Raw genomic sequence first — 16,692 nt, 5'->3', positions numbered from 1 at the left:
GGCTGCTGCGCATAATAAAAGTGAAAAGCGGATCAGGAGAAGCGGTATTCCTGTTCCAGCTGCTGCCACAGCAGTTGCGAGGCATCCTGCTTTTTAGTCACCAGCAGCAGATCGTAATCCTGCTTGCCTATCAGCCAGATATGGTGACGGCCAGGTAAATTTACCGCAATCAGGCTCTCCTCAACCGCGTCGAGGATCTCTTCCTGAAGAGCGGGCTGTCCATACGTTGTCATACAATTCCTGTAATGATGAAAGTCATGCGGCAAACGCGCCGCTGTATGACATAGTTATAGCGGAAATTTACCTGTCCGATCGCCAGGACAAGGCTCAATCTCCGCTTATTTCTCAGCATGGCGCTGGCACTGCCCGCAGAATCAGAAAAACCCTAGCGGCTCAGTGCTGTAGCTCACCAGCAGATTTTTGGTTTGCTGATAGTGATCCAGCATCATTTTGTGCGTTTCACGGCCGATGCCCGATTTTTTGTAGCCACCGAAGGCGGCGTGCGCCGGATAGAGGTGATAACAGTTGGTCCAGACGCGCCCCGCTTTGATGGCACGACCGACGCGATAGGCGCGATTGATGTCGCGCGTCCAGACGCCTGCGCCAAGGCCGTAGATGGAGTCGTTGGCGATGGCGATCGCCTCCGCTTCATCTTTAAACGTGGTAATGCCGATCACCGGTCCGAAAATCTCTTCCTGAAAGACGCGCATGGTGTTGTTGCCCTTCAGCAGCGTCGGCTGAATGTAATAACCGGTCGCCAGCCCGCCTTCCAGTTTCTCCACGCCGCCGCCGGTCAGCACCTCAGCACCTTCCTGGCGAGCGATATCGAGATAGGAAAGGATTTTATCGAATTGCTGCTGTGACGCCTGCGCGCCCACCATGGTTTCGCTGTCCATGGGATCGCCGCGTTTGATGGTGGCGATGCGTTTCATTACTGCCGCCAGGAACGGCTCGTAAATTGATTCCTGCACCAGCGCGCGCGAAGGACAGGTACAGATTTCGCCCTGATTGAGGAAGCCCAACACCAGCCCTTCTGCGGCCTTCTCAATAAACGACGGTTCCGCCTGCATGATGTCTTCAAAGAAGATGTTGGGTGATTTGCCGCCCAGCTCAACGGTGGATGGGATCAGGTTTTTCGCCGCCAGCTCCAGAATATGGCCGCCGGTGGCGGTGGAGCCGGTAAAGGCGACCTTGGCGATGCGCACGTTGCCTGCCAGCGCTTCACCCGCTTCGCGGCCAAAACCGTGAATCACGTTCAGCACGCCCGGCGGCAGAATATCTTTGATCAGATCCACAAACAGCGTGATCGACAGCGGCGTCTGCTCGGCCGGTTTCAGCACCACGCAGTTGCCCGCGCCCAGTGCCGGGGCGAGCTTCCACGCCGCCATCAGCAGCGGGAAATTCCACGGTATAATCTGCGCCACCACGCCCAGCGGCTCATGAAAATGGTAGGCCGCGGTAAATTCGTCGATCTCCGCTGCGCTGCCCTCCTGCGCACGCAAACAGCCGGCGAAATAGCGGAAATGATCCACCGCCAGCGGCAGATCGGCGGCCAGCGTTTCGCGCACCGGCTTGCCGTTATCCCAGGTTTCGTTCACCGCCAGCCGCTCCAGGTTCTCTTCCAGGCGATCGGCAATTTTCAGCAGCAGCAGTGAGCGTTGCTGTACCGAGGTTTTCCCCCAGCTTTCGGCGGCGGCGTGTGCGGCATCCAGCGCGCGCTCAACGTCTTCTTTATCGGAACGTGGAAATTCACCAATCACCGATCCGTTAACCGGCGAGGTGTTGGTGAAGTAGTTGCCCTGCACCGGCGGCACAAAGGCGTTGTTGATGAAGTTTCCGTAGCGCTGGCGCAGCTGGATCAGCGAGTCAGTTTCGGTGGGATAGGCGTAGCGCATGGTCAGGCTCCTTACAAAGCGGATAGGTGTAACAATCAGATAACCATTAATTAACATTAATCGCTGTGCGCAGCCTGGCAGATTCGCGCTGAAAAAACTGTGACGGCCGCAAAAAGAAATGCAGTCGGAGAGAATGGCGTGAGCAAGATTTGTCTGACTTTTCGGGTCATTACTGCTTACAAAGGAACTTGCTCCCTGAGCGTGGTCAACAAGCCAAACGGCGTTCGTTTTCAGCGAGTTTACCCGGAGGTTAGATGTTGGCTTCAGCCATGACGTTAATGCGTACGAAGGCCGATTTTATCCGGCAGTTTATCCGTAACCCACGCCATATGGGCAGTATCACTCCCTCTTCGCAGGCGCTGTGCCGGGCAATGGCGCAGGAAGTTGACTGGTCAGCCGCGCATCGCATCGCCGAACTGGGCGCGGGCGATGGCGTACTGACGCGCGTGCTGCTGCAACATATGCTGCCGCAGTCTGCGCTTGAAGTGTTTGAGATCAGCCCGCCGCTGGTGCAAAAGCTGCGGCGCATTGACGATCCGCGTTTGCAGGTGCGCGACTGCTCCGCCGAGCTGATGGAGGGCCATTATGATGTGATCATGTCCGGCCTGCCGCTGCTCTCGCTGCCGCCGCAGACCCGCCAGGCGATTCTGGCCGCCGCGCATCGTGCGCTGGCGCCTAACGGCGTGTTTGTGCAGTTTCAGTACACCTCGCTGACGCAGGCCGATCTGTCACGCTATTTCACCTGGCAGCGGCGTCGCGTGCTGCGCAATATGCCGCCCGCCTGGGTCTATCGCTGCACCCGCCATTTCCGTACCTGATGGCGTAAAAAGCAGCGACGGTAACGCTGTGAGATCGCTGAATTAATTTGAATGTGAAGGGCAAATCTCTTCACTATGCGCTGGCACGCTTTTCACGCACACTCAACGGATTGCCCTGAAACCTGAGGAAAGAAACGTGAATAACGTCAAAAAATTACTGCCACTGCTGGTACTCCCAACCTTATGGGCGCCCCTGACCCACGCGGCGCCGGTCAGCTATCAGCTGAACCCGGAGCACACGTCGGTGGTGGTGGCCTGGAATCACTTCGGCTTCTCTCATCCTACCGCCTACATCGCTAACACAACCGGTACGCTGGTGTTTGATAAGGCGCAGCCGGAAAAGTCTAAAGTCGACGTGACGCTGCCGATCACCCAGATTGACAGCCATGTGCCTGCGCTGACCAAAGAGTTTAAGGGCGCGGACTATTTTGATACCGCCAAATACCCTACCGCCACCTTTCACAGCACCCGCGTGACGGCCAAAGGCGACAACAAATTTGACGTTGAAGGTAATCTGACCCTGAAAGGCATCACCAAACCGGTGACGCTGCATGCGACGCTGAACAAGCAGGCCGAGCACCCAATGGTGAAGAAAGAGGCGATCGGTTTTGACGCCACCGGCACCATCAAACGCTCCGATTTCAAACTGGACAAATATGTGCCAGCGGTGGGCGATGACGTTACGCTGACCCTTTCTACCGAAGCCTACGCGAAGTAAGCTTTGCGCTCCGCGTCAGCCCTGACGCGGAGTCTGTTTTCTCTCCTGCCTCGACGTTATCCCGCCCGTCTGTTTTACATCAGGCAACATAATTGCGTTAACAATCACGCCGTTGCGGCAATTTACACGCTATGATAATGCCAGCTATGCCTTTTCAGGGATGAGCATTGCGTTCATCCATACTTCAGGAGCTGTCATGTTTACTCATGTAATGATTGGTACCAACGATATTGAAGGCGCGAAAAGATTCTATGATGCGGTGCTCGGCGTGATTGGCGCGGGTGAAGGCGTGTTTAACACCGCCGCGACTGGCCACGTCAGGCTGTTTTATCGCCATGAAGGCAACACGTTTTGCCTCAGCGAGCCGATCAACGACGAGCCGGCTACCCCAGCTAACGGCGGCACCCTCGGCTTTAAGTGTGATTCCGAAGCGCAGGTGCAGGAATTTTACGATGTGGCCGTGCAGCATGGCGCCACGCCAGTCGAAGCGGAACCCGGCCTGCGCAACGGCAGCACCGGCCCGGTCTTTCTGGCCTACGTGCGCGATCCCGATGGCCACAAGCTGTGTGCGCTTTACCGTCCACAGTAAGTCGCCGATTAACTGCGGCGTCGTCCGCAGTTTTCTCCTGTTTGATCTGGAAAACTTATGATCGTCCTCACCGGCATTTTACGCTGCGCCACTCAGGCAGAAGCGGATATCGTGCGTCGTCTGCTGCCTGAACATACACGCCTTACCCACGCCGAAACCGGCTGCCTCGCGTTTGAGGTCACCGTCACCGATGACCCGCTAATTTGGCGTGTGGAAGAGCAGTTCAGCGATCACGAGACCTTTGCCGCGCATCAGCAGCGCACCCGCGCCTCCGCCTGGGGCGAAGCAACCCGCGCCATTGTGCGCGAGTATGAGATAACGGAAGTGAACGCGGAGTGACGCAAATCACTTAACGGGCAGCGGCGGCGGGTAAGGTTTGCTGCTGGCACTGCTGCCAGAAATCGGTTAACAGCTGGCGCGCCCAGTCGGGCTGCGGCATCTGCGGTATGGCAACCGTGCTCGTTTCGGGCAGGCAGGCGCGCATAATCTCGGCGGAAAACTCAGGGTGGAACTGCACCGACAGCATCTGCGGCGAATAACGCAATATCTGGCACCCTTCCAGCGCTGAATGCGCCAGCACCTGCGCACGCTGCGGCGGACGCAGCACCGACTGACGGTGCGACAGCCACACCGGAAAACGTGCGGGTAATGGCAGGCTGGCATCATGCAGTTCAATGTCGATCAGCCCGCGTTCCCAGCCGCGCGGATTGTCACCGACCTCGCCGCCCAGCGCCCAGGCGATCAGCTGGTGGCCGTAGCAGACGCCAAACAGCGGCAACGCCTCTTCCGTCGCCGCCCGAATCCAGGCGGCGGTGCGCTCGCTCCACTCCAGATGATCGGTAACCATAGCCCACGAGCCGCTGAGAATGGCGCCGCTGACCGCGTTGAAATCGGGCAGCGCCTCGCCAAGATGCGGGCGAACGATAATATAATCCTCTGGCTGCAGCGCCAGCGCATCGATGAACCACTGCGCCTGTTCACCAATTTTTTCCGCCACGTGCGGCGGCGGCACCTCGAGTTGAATTAAAGCCAGCGGTAAAACAGCAGAATGGGTCATGCGGCGTGATTCCTCAGAACAGCGAGTGATAAGCCCAGTTTGCCAGCATCCTGCTGCCGCGTCTCATCGCTTTTCGCAATATCATTATGCAAAAATCACAAAAGGCCACCGCTAAAAAAATGTGATCGCGCTCACCTGCAGGTCACGGATCGTGCCATGATAATAAGGTCAATTCACAACTGAAACAGTAAGGACAGACCGTTGGCACTGCGTCACTTTTTTCTGGTCATCATGGTGGTTTCGCTATGGGCATTCAATAACGTCGCGGTGAAATGGGGCTTGCAGGAGCTGCCGCCGCTGTTTCTCACCCTGATGCGCTTTGTGGTGGTCGCGATTATTCTGGTGCCCTTCTGCCGCATCTCGCGGTCACAGCTGCGCTTTCTGTTGCCGCTGGCGTTTACCTTTGGCTTTATGCACTTTTCGCTGCTGTTTGTTGGCATGAGTTTTACCGATGCCGGCACCGGCGCCATCGTGGTGCAGCTCGGTACGCCGATCGCCATGCTGCTGGCAATGGCCATTCTCAAAGAGCGTCTGTCGCCGATTCAGCTGCTGGGCATTGCGATATCGCTGAGCGGCGTGGTGGTGCTGACCGGCAGTCCAACCATTCCCGCATGGTGGGTATTGCTGATCCTGCTGTGCAGCGCCTGTGGCTGGGCGATCAGTAATCTGATTGTGAAGACTTCGCCGCCGATTAAACCCCTGACGCTGACCGCCTGGATCTCCTTTCTGGCGATTCCGATTGTTGGCAGCGCGTCGTGGATGATGGAATCCCACCAGCTGTATGCGCTGAGCCACGCTGGCTGGCACGGCTGGTTTGGCATTTTATACAGCGCCATCTGTTCGTCGATTCTCGCCTATTCGGTCTGGTACTGGCTGCTGCGCAAATATAACGTCAATCTGATCATGCCCTATTCGCTGCTGACGCCGGTGCTGTCAGTGATCATGGGCGTGCTGGTGCTGGGCGACAGCATGAATTCTTTCAAGATTTTTGGTGCGCTGCTGGTGATTGCGGGAACGGCGATAGCGGTGATTAATCTGCGGAATTTGCGTATGCATGCGCGTTTTCCACGCCTGCGGTTACGTCGACATAAATAGGTTATCAGCCTCTGCCGCACACGGCGGCAGAGGTTATCCGTTACTCAGCCTGCGGCGCTGAATCTTCGTTCAACTCATCGTACATTGCCTGAATTGCTTCGCGGCTCAACGCGGCCAGCGTGCGGTAAAACGGCGTCGTGGCATGCGCTTCTACTTTGCCCAGAAACGCGCCACACCACGGCAGCAGATAGTCGTTGAACAGCGCCAGCTGCGCCGCCGATTCATCCTCTTCAGACTGATCTTCCAGCCATGAGGCCGCCAGCAGCAGCACGCCGAAATGATCGGCTGGCGCGTCGGTCAGCGGCATGCCGCGCTCGCTGAGGAAGGCACGAATATCCGCCTCGGTTGCGCCCTGCTCCCACTGTGATGCATACGGCGGCACGCTGCATTCGCTGCCCACAAACAGCGCATTGTAGTCAGCGGCCAGCGCCTGGGGATCGCTGTTATCCTGCAAACGCGTCAGCAGCTCATCCTGCTCCAGCGGCCACTGTTCCTTGAGTTTGCCTTCTTTCAGCAGGGCAAACAGCGGTACCAACAGCGGATCCTGGGGCTGGCGATTGAACAGCGAGCCGAGCACGCGACAGATAACGGAAAACTCATTCATACAGCGATTCCTTAAGAGATAAACAGGCGGGCTGCCACAACGGGCGCGACAGCGCGCCATTTAACACGCGATCGCCCGGAAAATCTACTCTCGCTACGGCTTACTTTTGTTGGAGCCCCGTCTACTGGTAGGCATGATGGTCGATCAGGATGTCACTCTTCAGGCCGCATGGCGTATACACCGTGGTGTATCCCAACATGATGTCGCTGAACAGTCAGGCACGACGCAAAGCGCCATTTCCCCGTTAGAACGTGTTGAGCGCAAGCCGCAGAAGAAAACGCGTGAGAGGCTCGAAAAACGGTATCACTGCCGTCCGGAACAGCTCATCCTCTGAACAGAGGCTACCGTGGCGGTGGCCTCTGTTTGCCTGAACTCCGCCATCTTAAAAATCAGCGAACTCCGCAATCGTCTTGCCGCTGCGCTGTTCAAGGAAATCGAGCAGGCGGCGCGGCGTAACGTTGAGGATGCGATCTTCCGGGAAGCCGACCTCTTTGGTGATGCGCAGGCAGTGCTCGAAATCGCCAAGCGTGAAAGCGGTATGCGAGTCAGAACCAAAGGCTAAACGCCCGCCCGCATCACGAACCGCGGCGGCCACCGCGCGGCAGTTGGGCTCGCTACCGACGCGCGAGGTGGTAAAAGAGGAGTTATTGATCTCCAGCGCCACGTCGTAGCGGGCGGCGGCTTCGGCAATCGCCGGAATATCCACCGGGAACTTCGGGTTGCCCGGATGACTGATGATATGCACCTGGCCGCTGGCCATGGCGGCGATCATCGCCTCGGTATGGGTGGCTTTATCGGCAGGGGGAAATACCGGCTCATGAAAGCCCGCCACAATCAGATCCATCACGTCGAGCATCGGGCCGGTGCAGTCAATGTCTCCCTGCGTATTTTTAATATTGGCCTCAATACCGCGCAGCACGCCGACACCGTCGATCACCCGCGGCCAGATTTTCATGTTGATAAAGTGCCAGTAGTGCGGCGCGTCGGCCATATCCGGGCCGTGATCGGTGATGGCAAACAGCTTGATACCGTTCTGTTTGGCATGAAAAACGTAATCGTGCAGCGTGCTGTAAGCGTGGGTGCTGGCAACGGTATGCATATGGAGATCAACAGGATACATAATATTTCCTTGTCAAAATTAAAGGTTAGTAACCGCGCGAACGATCGACGATGCCTGCCGGCATCTCGCCGTTTTCCAGCGCCGTGATGGCGGTGCAGATGAAATCCAGCGCCTCATCCGGCAGCGTAATAGCGGCATTATGCGGCGTGATCGCGACACGCGGATGACGCCATAGCGGGCTGTCTGACGGCAACGGTTCGGTGGCGAAAACATCCAGCGCCGCGCCCTTGATCTGCCCGCTCTCCAGCGCCTGTAGCAGATCGGCTTCCACCAGATGCGTGCCGCGCGCCATATTCAGTACAAACGCGCCGCTGGGCAGCTGGCTGAGTAGCGCATGATCGATAATGCCCTGCGTTTCTGGCGTATCGGGCAACAGATTGATTAATACCCGACAGTCACGCAGAAAGTCAGCGCGCCGATCGTTGCCATAAAAGGGCGTCACGCCGTCGATCTGCTTCGGTGAACGGCTCCAGCAGCGCACCGGGAAGCCCCAGCTCGCCAGGCTGCGGGCGACGCTGCTACCCAATACGCCTGCGCCCAGTACGCCCACGGTAAACCGATCGCGCGGATAGTTTTCCAGCCGCTGCCAGTGCGCCTGCTGTTTTTGCAGCTGATAATCATCAAAGCGTCGAAACCAGCCCAGTACGGTGTACACCGCATACTCCTGCATCTGCCGCGCCATGCCGGTATCTTCCAGGCGCAGCAGCGGCGTCTCCTCATGCAGCAGGGTTGGGTGCTGACGCAGCTGACCAAGAATATCATCAACGCCCGCGCCAAGCGCAAATATGCCCTTCAGCCCACCACGATGCTGCAGCATCTCCAGTGGCGGTGAGCGTACCAGTGCATAATCCGCGGGCGCTTCATCGCCCGGCTGCCAGCACCGAAAATGCGCATTGGGTAAGCGCTGCATGACGCCGCGCTGCCAGATATCCGCATCAAATGAAGGGTGATAAAACAGAACGTCCACCTTGCCTCCTCGCAATCTCACTATGGGTTTACTGCGCCCGCCAGCCCTTACCTTATCAAATCAGGCCGCCGACATCGGCAGTCGCAGAGAATAAATCCTGCTGACAAAAGCCCTTCCCAGCTCACACTTCGCTATGACGCAACGGGACATTTCCGGAATTGCGTCTAAAGTTGTTTGTATGCTCAATTACTTAGAGATGATCCCGTTAAGGAGTAACAGATGATTCAAGCACAACGTCGTCACGGAAAATGGCTGCTCACCATGCTGGTCGCTACCCTGGTTGCCGGTACCAGCCTGTCGCTGCAGGCGCAGGACAACGATCGCATGCTGAATAACGCCCCGCAGCCGCCAGATATGCGTTTAGGGCCGCTGTTTCATGCGGTGCAGGCGGCGACACTCTTCCCGGATCAGAAAACCTTTGCCGATGCGGTGCCGAAATACGATCCCGCGTCGATTCTCGCCGACTGGCAGATGCAGAAAAATCAGCGCAATTTCGATCTGAAACACTTTGTCGAAACCAACTTTACCCTGCCCGCGGCCGCTGAAAAATATACGCCGCCAGCGGGTCAAAATTTGCGCCAGCACATCGATGGCCTGTGGCCAGTGCTGACGCGCACCAGTGAGAAAGCGGGCCCGTACGATTCGCTGCTGACGCTGCCAAAACCCTATGTGGTGCCAGGCGGTCGCTTTCGCGAGGTCTATTACTGGGACACCTATTTCACCATGCTGGGGCTGGCTGAGAGCGGTCACTGGGATCGCGTGCAGGATATGGTCGACAACTTTGCCTGGGAACTCGACAAGTATGGCCACATTCCTAACGGCAACCGCAGCTACTATCTCAGCCGATCGCAGCCGCCGTTTTTCAGCCTGATGATCGACCTGCTGGCGCAGCACGGCGGCGATCAGGTTTACAGCAAGTATCTGCCGCAGTTGCAGAAAGAGTATAACTACTGGATGGCCGATGCAGATGGCCTGAAAGCGGGCGAAGCGGGCAAGCGCGTGGTGAAACTCAGCGACGGCACGCTGTTGAACCGGTACTGGGATGCGCGCGATGTGCCGCGGACGGAATCCTGGATGAAGGATGTTGCGCTGGCAAACGCCTCGCCGGAGCGGAATAAAGCGGAGCTTTATCGCGATCTGCGCGCCGGTGCCGCCTCGGGCTGGGATTTCAGTTCACGCTGGCTGGATAATCCCAAAGAGCTGGCGACCATTCACACCACCAACATTTTGCCGGTCGATCTCAACAGTTTGCTGTTCCACTTGGAACAAACGCTGGCGCGCGCCAGTAAAGCGGCTAACAAGCCGGATGAGAGTCAGCGCTTTGCCGCCCTGGCGGAAAAACGTCAGAAAGCGATTAACCGCGTGCTGTGGGATGAGAAACAGGGCTATTACGTCGATTACGACTGGAAAAAACGCGTGCTGCGTCCGCAACTGACCGCCGCTACGCTGTTCCCGCTCTATCTGCGCGCCGCGGGTGACAAGCAGGCGCAGCGCACCGCAGACGCGGTGAAAAAGCAGCTGGTCAAAGAGGGCGGCCTGGCGACCACGACGGTGAATAACGGCCAGCAGTGGGATGCGCCTAACGGCTGGGCGCCGCTGCAATGGGTCGCGGTGGAAGGGCTGAATAACTATCAGCAGCAGCCGCTGGCGAAAGATATCGGCCTGCACTTCCTGAAGAATGTGCAAACCACCTATGACCGCCAGCAAAAGCTGGTGGAAAAATATGTGGTTGAAGGCAAAGGTTTGGGCGGCGGTGGCGGCGGTGAATATCCGTTGCAGGACGGCTTTGGCTGGACCAACGGCGTGACCCTCAAGCTGCTCGATATGTACTGCCCGAAAGAGGTCACCTGTAACAGCTACGGTGACGTCACCCAGAATATGAAGAAGTAATTTCTGCCGTGCGGGTTCGCCCGCACGCTTTTCCCTGCCTGCTGCGCCTCCCGCCTGGTGTTACAACTTCAGATCAATGATTGCAATTCTTATCTAAAAGTGAATAATTCTCATTGCCATTCGCATTGCCGTTATTCCTCTTACTGAACAGGGATCTTTCTGATGAACACGCCTCTGAAGCCGCTGCTGTTGCTGTGCACGCTGCCGTTAACCCTTTCTGCGCAAACGCTGGTGGTAAACGCCGAACCGGAACAGTCCGCCGACTCACCGACCAACGGCTACAACGTTAAAACCAGCCGCGGTGCGACAAAAAGCGATCGCCCGCTGATCACCACCGCGCAGTCCGTTTCCGTAGTTACACGCCAGCAAATCGAGGATCAGGGCGCGGCCACGCTTAACCAGGCGCTGAACTATACACCGGGTGTGTTTACCAATTTCGCCGGTGCCGCCAGCCGTTACGATACGGTTTCGCTGCGCGGTTTCCACGGCGGTGACGTTGATAACACCTTCCTCGATGGCCTGCGGGTGATGAGCGACGGCGGCAGCTTCAATGTGATGCAGGTCGATCCCTGGTTTCTCGAACGCGTCGATGTGATCAAAGGCCCCTCTTCTGCGCTCTATGGGCAAACGGTACCGGGCGGCCTGGTGAACATGACCAGCAAACGCCCACTCTTTAGCGAACAGGGGCATTTTCGTCTCTCCGCCGGCAGCCAGAACAGCAGCAGCGCCGCCTTTGACTATGGCAACGCCATCAACGAACAGTGGGCTTTTCGCCTGACCGGCATCACCCGTAACAGCGATACGCAGTACGATCACACGCGCGAAGAGAAATATGCGCTGTCGCCGCAGCTGCTCTGGCAGCCCAACGAAGAGACCTCGCTGCTGCTCAAGGCGTACTGGCAAAAAGATCCTTCCGGTGGCTATCACGGTTCGGTGCCAGCCGACGGCTCGCTCAATGAGCATAACGGCCAACGCCTGAGCCGCGGCTTTTATGAGGGCATCAGCTCGCTGGATCGCTTTAAGCGCCACCAGCAGATTTACAGCTACGAGTTTACCCACCATCTGAACGATGTCTGGCAGTTTCGCTCGGTGGGCAGCTACAGCCATTCCAGTGTCGATCTCGATCAGGTCTATCAGATTGGCTGGAACGCCGATAACGCTGAGCTGCTTAACCGCTACTATTCCGGTGAACGCTCGTCGCTTAATGCGGCAGCGATCGATAATCAACTGCAGGCGGAGTTTGCCACCGGCGCGCTGGCACACACGCTGACCCTGGGCGCGGAGTATCATCGTTTCCGCAATCAGCTCAGCAAGGCAACCGGCGGGCTGAGTGCGCCGCCGCTGAATGCGCTGACCGGCGAAACGCTCGGTGCCGTGCCGGATTACACCTGGAGCAACGCCTCGCGCCGCTACTACCAAACCGGGATCTATTTGCAGGATCAACTGGTGTACGATCGCTGGCACCTTGACCTTTCCGGCCGTTACGATCGCATCGTGGCGGATAACAGCGGCATCAAGCGTCGTCAGGACGATCACGTCAGCGGCCGTGCGGCCCTGCTTTACGCCTTTGATAACGGCCTCTCGCCTTATGTCAGCTGGAGCCAGGCGATTACCCCGGCGGTGCTGACCGGTGCCGATGGCACGCAGCTGAAACCCACCACCGCTGAGCAGCTGGAAGCGGGCCTGAAATATCAGCCGCCGGGCAGCGACGACTTCTACTCCATCGCGCTGTACGATCTGATGCAAAAAGATGTCGCCAATCGCGATGTGATCACCGCCACCTATACGCCAGCGGGCAAGGTACATGCGCGGGGCCTTGAGCTGGAGGCGCGCAATCAGCTGACGCCGCGGCTGAGCACCCTTGCCGGTGTGACGCTGAATCATGTGCGCTTTGAAGATGCGGTGGATGGCAACAGCCGCCATACGCCTTACGTGACGCCGGATGCCATGGCGACGCTGTGGGCGCACTATCAGTTCGCTGGCGGCATTCGCGCCGGTGCTGGCGTGCGCTACCTCGGCAAGCAGTGGGCGGACAATGAAAACAGCACGCGCATGCCGTCGGTCACGCTGTTTGACGCCTCGGTGCGCGCCGATCTGGGTGCCTTCACGCCGCAGCTGAAAGGCGCCTGGTTCCAGCTGGCGGCCAACAATCTCACCGATCGGCGTTATGTCGCCGCCTGTTACGGCACCGGTTACTGCTACTGGGGCGCTGAACGGACGGTTACCGCCACGCTGGGCTACGATTTCTGACGCCACACACACCGGGCCAGCAGCGCCCGGTTTTTTTATTCCTCGCCAATCGCATTGCGAAGAATAAAAAACATAACTCATTGAAAGTAAACAATTAAAAACAAAAAATCCGCTAATTTTTGTAATACTTTGTCTTACATATCCTCGCGCCAAAACAGGACGATTCTGGCAGGATACGCGCCTTCAGCGTTCACCCTGCGATCTCTTAATGAAGTGGATTTCAAAAAACGCGGTGCTGTTTTCGGCGAAAACCTGCCTGGCCGCGTTTCTGGCGTTATCTGTTGCTTTGTTTCTGAATTTTGAAAAACCCGCCTGGGCGTTAACCACGGTTTACGTCACCTCCCAGCTCTATGCCGCTTCCACCATTTCGAAATCGGTGTTCCGGCTGATGGGCACCCTGCTTGGCGGTCTGTTTATCCTGCTGATCTATCCGCAAACCGTGCAGCACCCGCTGTTGTTCAGCCTGTGCGTTTCGCTATGGGTGACCGCCTGCCTTTATCTGTCGCTGCATGACCGCACGCCGAAAAGCTACGTTTTCATGCTGGCCGGTTACAGCGCCGCGATCATGGGTTTTCCCGAGGTGACCACGCCGGGGTTGATCGTGAATACGGTGATTTCGCGCATTGAGGAGATCACGCTGGGGATTATTTGCAGCACGCTGGTGCACCGGCTGATTATGCCGGTCTCGATGCATCATCTGCTGGCGCAGAATATCAGCACCTGGTTTCAGACCGCACGCGCGCTGTGCGTGGAGTTGCTGACCGTGCAGCCTGATGATAAATCGCTGGCGCGTGACGATATTCTGGTGCAAATGGCCAGCTATCCACTCAACGTCGAGACGCTGATTACCCACTGCGTTTATGAAGGTGAAGCGGCGCAGCGGCTGATTCGTCTGGTGAGCGTGCAGTACCAGCATCTCTCTTATCTGCTGCCGACGCTGACCGCCATCGAAACCCGCCTTAGCCTGCTGGCGGCGGCGCAGATCGCCTTTCCGCCCGCGGTCGCGCAGACCTTTCAGCAATTTATCCTGTGGTTAAATCAGGAGCCGCATCAGGACGCCGCCAGCCTGCGCGTTACCCTCAGCGAGAGCCAGCACGCGCTGGAAACGCAATGGCGGGCGGGCTCGCTGACGCTGCAAGAGTGCGCGCTGCTGACCGGATTGCTGGAGCGCCTGAGCAATATGGTGCGTATCGTGGAGGCCTATCACACCGTCAGCGAGCGCGGCAGCGATCTGTGGAGCGACAGCGACAGCGCGCCGGTGAGCAACCCGCGCGCGTACCGGCATATCGACAACGGCCTGCTGCTGCTCTCCTGCTCCACCGCGTTTCTCGCTACCCTGCTCTCCAGCCTGTTCTGGATTGCCAGCGGCTGGCGCGATGGTGCCACCGCGCCGATGATGGCGGCGATCCTCAGCTCCTTTTTTGCCGCCATCGATTCACCGATCACGCCGATGAAGCTGTTTGTTAAAGGCGTGCTGTTTGCGCTGGCGATCAGCGTGATTTATATCGCGCTGCTGATCCCGCAGGCGGTGACCTTTGAGGCGCTGATGATCTGCCTGGTGCCGGGGCTGTTTGCGCTGGGACTGGTGATTGCGCGGCCTGCCACCAATCTGATTGGCCTCAGCGTGGCCATTCAGATTCCCGGTTTTATCGGGCTGAGCCACCATTACGTGCCCAACCTTACCGCCACGCTCAACGCTGCGCTTTCGGCGCTGGTGGGCATTTTGTTTGCCGTGGTACTGACGGCGATCATCCGCAATAAGCGGCCATCGTGGATTGCGAAGCGCGCAGTGCGTAAAGGCATGCGCGAGCTGCTGCGGTTTATCAAGGAGATTGAGCGCAACGCCTCGTCGCTGCTGACGCGACAGCAGTTCATCGCGCGCATGCTCGATAAGGTGAATATTATTCTGCCGCGCAGGCGGCTCGATCCCGATCCGGAACTGATGGCGGGGGGCGATTTGATTGCGGAGGCCTGGCTGGGGGCTAACTGCTTCGATTATTATGCGCGCCACCATGAGGTGCTGGAGCACTATCGCATCGACAGCGGGCAGATGTTCCATGAGCTGGCGCTATTTTTAAAGCGACGGATGCGCCGATTTTCAGCCGTGCCGCATCAGGATCTGCTGGATGAGCTGAGCCAGCTGCTGCTGACGCTGGAGCGCTGTGCGCGCAGCGATCATGCGATGTTTATGCCGCTGCTCTATCTGTACAACATTCGCGCCTCGCTGTTTCCGCAAGCGCGCTAAATTTCAGGCAAAAAAAATCCGGGCTGCATAGCCCGGATGTGATTCTTCAGGTCAGACGCGATTTAGCTTCTGACTTTGCGGTAGATCCACAGCACCACAATGGCACCGACCACCGCCACAACAAAGCTGCCGAAGTTGAAACCGTCAACGCGACCAAAACCGAACAGCGTACTGATCCAACCGCCCACTACCGCACCGATAATACCCAGTACCACGGTGATAATGAAGCCGCCGCCATCTTTACCCGGCATGATCCACTTAGCGATGATACCGGCGATAAAACCAAAAATAATCCATGAAAGAATACCCATTGTACTGCTCCTTACTTTTTGCTGATTAAGATGCCAACGACCAGACCTAACGCGGCACCGATGCCAACGCCAGACCACGGATTCTGTTTCACCCAGTCGCAGGATTGTCCTGCGGCGTTTTTCAATTCATTGTGCACGTCGTCGGTAACATCCTGACCACGCGACTGTGCTTCATTTGCCAGACGCTTCGCGTCACGCTTGTTGACCATTTTACACTCCTGTTTTTGCTGTCCATATGCTTTACAAAAAACAGTATAGTCAAAGATCCTAACTCTGTGATTTAAGTGATAACTTTTTCGCCAACGCACGCCGAAGCTGCGCATATGTAAAGTTTTTTTTTGCCAGGTCGATACTCAATACAGAGAAAGGAAGAGCACTTTACCGGGATGGAGTGGGATGTGAAAGAAAACGATATCGAACAGTTTACTAAACGCGGCACGCTGGCGGTGCTGGGCGTTTTGCGCGACTTACAACGCTTCCGTGCGCCGATTATGGTGACGCATGCGCGGGGTCAGCTGATCAGCCGCATTCTGCATGTGGATGACCAGCAGCTTATCTTTGACCTCGGCAGCAACGATTACGATAACCAGGTGGTGCAGGACGTGGCGGAGATCCACTTCAGCGGTGATATGCAGGGTGCCCGCGTCGAATTTTCGCTGACGGCGTTTACCGTCGGCGAGTGGGAAAATATGCCGGCGTTTATTGCCCCGCTGCCGGAACAGCTGCTGAAAATTCAGCGCCGCGAATATTTTCGCATTTCGGCGCCGCTGGAGCCGGTGTTCTGGTGCCATACTCGCTGGCCCGATGGTAAACCCGCCCGCTTTCGCCTGCAGGATCTGTCACTGGGCGGCATGGGCGTGCTGCTGGATGAGCCGCTGCCCGACGGCCTTAACGGCGGTGACATCATGAAAAATATGCGCGTTGAGCTGGGCGAATATGGCCAGTTTGAGTTGGATGCCCAGCTGCTGCACGTTGGCGAGCGCAGCACGGTGAGCAAAAAGAATGAAACCCGCGTGACGCCGCGCCTGAGCTTTCGCTTCGATTCACTCAATCCGGTGCAGGAACGCCAGCTGCAGCAGGTGATCTTTGCGCTGGAGCGCCTGGCGCGCGACAAAGCCACCCGCTTTCAGTGA

At 57.5% G+C, this 16,692-nt stretch carries 18 protein-coding genes; 10 read left to right on the top strand and 8 right to left on the bottom strand.

Annotated elements, in window-relative coordinates; all coding sequences use genetic code 11:
* Positions 1–32: 32 nt before the first annotated feature.
* Positions 33–233, bottom strand: coding sequence for a hypothetical protein (locus ACJY2L_RS04430; RefSeq protein ID WP_439213044.1), 201 nt, complete (start codon positions 231–233; stop codon positions 33–35).
* A gap of 141 nt (positions 234–374) precedes the next feature.
* Positions 375–1,895 (bottom strand): acetaldehyde dehydrogenase ExaC, encoded by a 1,521-nt coding sequence (gene exaC / locus ACJY2L_RS04425; protein WP_067429870.1) that lies wholly within the window; start codon positions 1,893–1,895, stop codon positions 375–377.
* A 254-nt stretch (positions 1,896–2,149) separates the two neighbouring features.
* Between exaC and ACJY2L_RS04420 the strand changes: the two genes are divergently transcribed.
* From ACJY2L_RS04420 to ACJY2L_RS04405, 4 genes are all read left to right on the top strand, one after another.
* Positions 2,150–2,713 (top strand): class I SAM-dependent methyltransferase, encoded by a 564-nt coding sequence (locus ACJY2L_RS04420; protein ID WP_439213043.1) that lies wholly within the window; start codon positions 2,150–2,152, stop codon positions 2,711–2,713.
* 136 nt (positions 2,714–2,849) lie between these two features.
* On the top strand, positions 2,850–3,431 hold the full coding sequence (locus ACJY2L_RS04415; protein WP_187488760.1) for a YceI family protein: 582 nt from the start codon (positions 2,850–2,852) through the stop codon (positions 3,429–3,431).
* Positions 3,432–3,627: 196 nt separating this feature from the next.
* Positions 3,628–4,020 (top strand): VOC family protein, encoded by a 393-nt coding sequence (locus ACJY2L_RS04410; protein ID WP_067429862.1) that lies wholly within the window; start codon positions 3,628–3,630, stop codon positions 4,018–4,020.
* A 57-nt stretch (positions 4,021–4,077) separates the two neighbouring features.
* Positions 4,078–4,359 (top strand): putative quinol monooxygenase, encoded by a 282-nt coding sequence (locus ACJY2L_RS04405; RefSeq protein WP_439213042.1) that lies wholly within the window; start codon positions 4,078–4,080, stop codon positions 4,357–4,359.
* A 10-nt stretch (positions 4,360–4,369) separates the two neighbouring features.
* On the opposite strand, the gene ACJY2L_RS04400 is transcribed toward ACJY2L_RS04405, so the two are convergent.
* Positions 4,370–5,077 carry a glutamine amidotransferase gene (locus ACJY2L_RS04400; protein ID WP_439213041.1) on the bottom strand — a complete coding sequence of 236 codons (708 nt, stop codon included), beginning with the start codon at positions 5,075–5,077 and terminating at the stop codon, positions 4,370–4,372.
* Between the two features lie 201 nt (positions 5,078–5,278).
* Between ACJY2L_RS04400 and ACJY2L_RS04395 the strand changes: the two genes are divergently transcribed.
* The gene (locus ACJY2L_RS04395; RefSeq protein ID WP_439213040.1) at positions 5,279–6,172 is read left to right on the top strand and encodes a DMT family transporter; all 894 of its coding nucleotides are present in this window, start codon (positions 5,279–5,281) and stop codon (positions 6,170–6,172) included.
* 40 nt (positions 6,173–6,212) lie between these two features.
* On the opposite strand, the gene ACJY2L_RS04390 is transcribed toward ACJY2L_RS04395, so the two are convergent.
* The gene (locus ACJY2L_RS04390) at positions 6,213–6,776 is read right to left on the bottom strand and encodes a TorD/DmsD family molecular chaperone (RefSeq protein ID WP_439213039.1); all 564 of its coding nucleotides are present in this window, start codon (positions 6,774–6,776) and stop codon (positions 6,213–6,215) included.
* A 106-nt stretch (positions 6,777–6,882) separates the two neighbouring features.
* On the opposite strand from ACJY2L_RS04390, the gene ACJY2L_RS04385 reads away from it, so the two are divergent.
* Positions 6,883–7,110: a helix-turn-helix domain-containing protein gene (locus ACJY2L_RS04385; protein ID WP_439213038.1), complete on the top strand. Its 228-nt coding sequence runs from the start codon at positions 6,883–6,885 to the stop codon at positions 7,108–7,110.
* A gap of 48 nt (positions 7,111–7,158) precedes the next feature.
* On the opposite strand, the gene ACJY2L_RS04380 is transcribed toward ACJY2L_RS04385, so the two are convergent.
* Positions 7,159–7,896 carry a phosphatase gene (locus tag ACJY2L_RS04380; RefSeq protein ID WP_067429850.1) on the bottom strand — a complete coding sequence of 246 codons (738 nt, stop codon included), beginning with the start codon at positions 7,894–7,896 and terminating at the stop codon, positions 7,159–7,161.
* 25 nt (positions 7,897–7,921) lie between these two features.
* Entirely contained in the window at positions 7,922–8,806 is an 885-nt protein-coding gene (gene ghrA, locus ACJY2L_RS04375; RefSeq protein WP_439213109.1) for a glyoxylate/hydroxypyruvate reductase GhrA, read from the bottom strand.
* 276 nt (positions 8,807–9,082) lie between these two features.
* On the opposite strand from ghrA, the gene treA reads away from it, so the two are divergent.
* From treA to ACJY2L_RS04360, 3 genes are all read left to right on the top strand, one after another.
* A complete protein-coding gene (gene treA, locus ACJY2L_RS04370) occupies positions 9,083–10,753 on the top strand; it encodes an alpha,alpha-trehalase TreA (RefSeq protein WP_439213037.1) in 1,671 nt (556 codons plus the stop codon).
* A 162-nt stretch (positions 10,754–10,915) separates the two neighbouring features.
* A complete protein-coding gene (locus ACJY2L_RS04365) occupies positions 10,916–13,003 on the top strand; it encodes a TonB-dependent siderophore receptor (RefSeq protein WP_439213036.1) in 2,088 nt (695 codons plus the stop codon).
* Between the two features lie 208 nt (positions 13,004–13,211).
* Positions 13,212–15,248 (top strand): FUSC family protein, encoded by a 2,037-nt coding sequence (locus ACJY2L_RS04360; protein WP_439213035.1) that lies wholly within the window; start codon positions 13,212–13,214, stop codon positions 15,246–15,248.
* Between the two features lie 62 nt (positions 15,249–15,310).
* On the opposite strand, the gene ACJY2L_RS04355 is transcribed toward ACJY2L_RS04360, so the two are convergent.
* Positions 15,311–15,559, bottom strand: a complete 249-nt coding sequence (locus tag ACJY2L_RS04355; RefSeq protein WP_439213034.1) for a GlsB/YeaQ/YmgE family stress response membrane protein — start codon at positions 15,557–15,559, stop codon at positions 15,311–15,313.
* A gap of 11 nt (positions 15,560–15,570) precedes the next feature.
* Complete coding sequence (locus ACJY2L_RS04350) at positions 15,571–15,768, bottom strand: DUF883 family protein (protein ID WP_439213033.1); 198 nt, start codon at positions 15,766–15,768, stop codon at positions 15,571–15,573.
* A 189-nt stretch (positions 15,769–15,957) separates the two neighbouring features.
* Here ACJY2L_RS04350 and ACJY2L_RS04345 point away from each other — a divergent pair, with 189 nt between their 5' ends.
* On the top strand, positions 15,958–16,692 hold the full coding sequence (locus tag ACJY2L_RS04345) for a flagellar brake protein (RefSeq protein ID WP_439213032.1): 735 nt from the start codon (positions 15,958–15,960) through the stop codon (positions 16,690–16,692).

Source organism: Duffyella sp. Ts4 (assembly GCF_051851875.1).
Lineage (GTDB): Bacteria > Pseudomonadota > Gammaproteobacteria > Enterobacterales > Enterobacteriaceae > Duffyella > Duffyella gerundensis.
Note: the sequence above shows the minus strand (reverse complement) of the source record. Positions and strands in the feature narration are given on the sequence as shown.

Coding starts and splice junctions, on each gene's coding strand:
- ACJY2L_RS04430 (WP_439213044.1), bottom strand. CDS start 233: ATGACAACGTATGGACAGCCCGCTCTTCAGGAAGAGATCCTCGACGCG.
- exaC (WP_067429870.1), bottom strand. CDS start 1,895: ATGCGCTACGCCTATCCCACCGAAACTGACTCGCTGATCCAGCTGCGC.
- ACJY2L_RS04420 (WP_439213043.1), top strand. CDS start 2,150: ATGTTGGCTTCAGCCATGACGTTAATGCGTACGAAGGCCGATTTTATC.
- ACJY2L_RS04410 (WP_067429862.1), top strand. CDS start 3,628: ATGTTTACTCATGTAATGATTGGTACCAACGATATTGAAGGCGCGAAA.
- ACJY2L_RS04405 (WP_439213042.1), top strand. CDS start 4,078: ATGATCGTCCTCACCGGCATTTTACGCTGCGCCACTCAGGCAGAAGCG.
- ACJY2L_RS04400 (WP_439213041.1), bottom strand. CDS start 5,077: ATGACCCATTCTGCTGTTTTACCGCTGGCTTTAATTCAACTCGAGGTG.
- ACJY2L_RS04390 (WP_439213039.1), bottom strand. CDS start 6,776: ATGAATGAGTTTTCCGTTATCTGTCGCGTGCTCGGCTCGCTGTTCAAT.
- ACJY2L_RS04380 (WP_067429850.1), bottom strand. CDS start 7,896: ATGTATCCTGTTGATCTCCATATGCATACCGTTGCCAGCACCCACGCT.
- ghrA (WP_439213109.1), bottom strand. CDS start 8,806: ATGCAGCGCTTACCCAATGCGCATTTTCGGTGCTGGCAGCCGGGCGAT.
- treA (WP_439213037.1), top strand. CDS start 9,083: ATGATTCAAGCACAACGTCGTCACGGAAAATGGCTGCTCACCATGCTG.
- ACJY2L_RS04365 (WP_439213036.1), top strand. CDS start 10,916: ATGAACACGCCTCTGAAGCCGCTGCTGTTGCTGTGCACGCTGCCGTTA.
- ACJY2L_RS04360 (WP_439213035.1), top strand. CDS start 13,212: ATGAAGTGGATTTCAAAAAACGCGGTGCTGTTTTCGGCGAAAACCTGC.
- ACJY2L_RS04355 (WP_439213034.1), bottom strand. CDS start 15,559: ATGGGTATTCTTTCATGGATTATTTTTGGTTTTATCGCCGGTATCATC.
- ACJY2L_RS04350 (WP_439213033.1), bottom strand. CDS start 15,768: ATGGTCAACAAGCGTGACGCGAAGCGTCTGGCAAATGAAGCACAGTCG.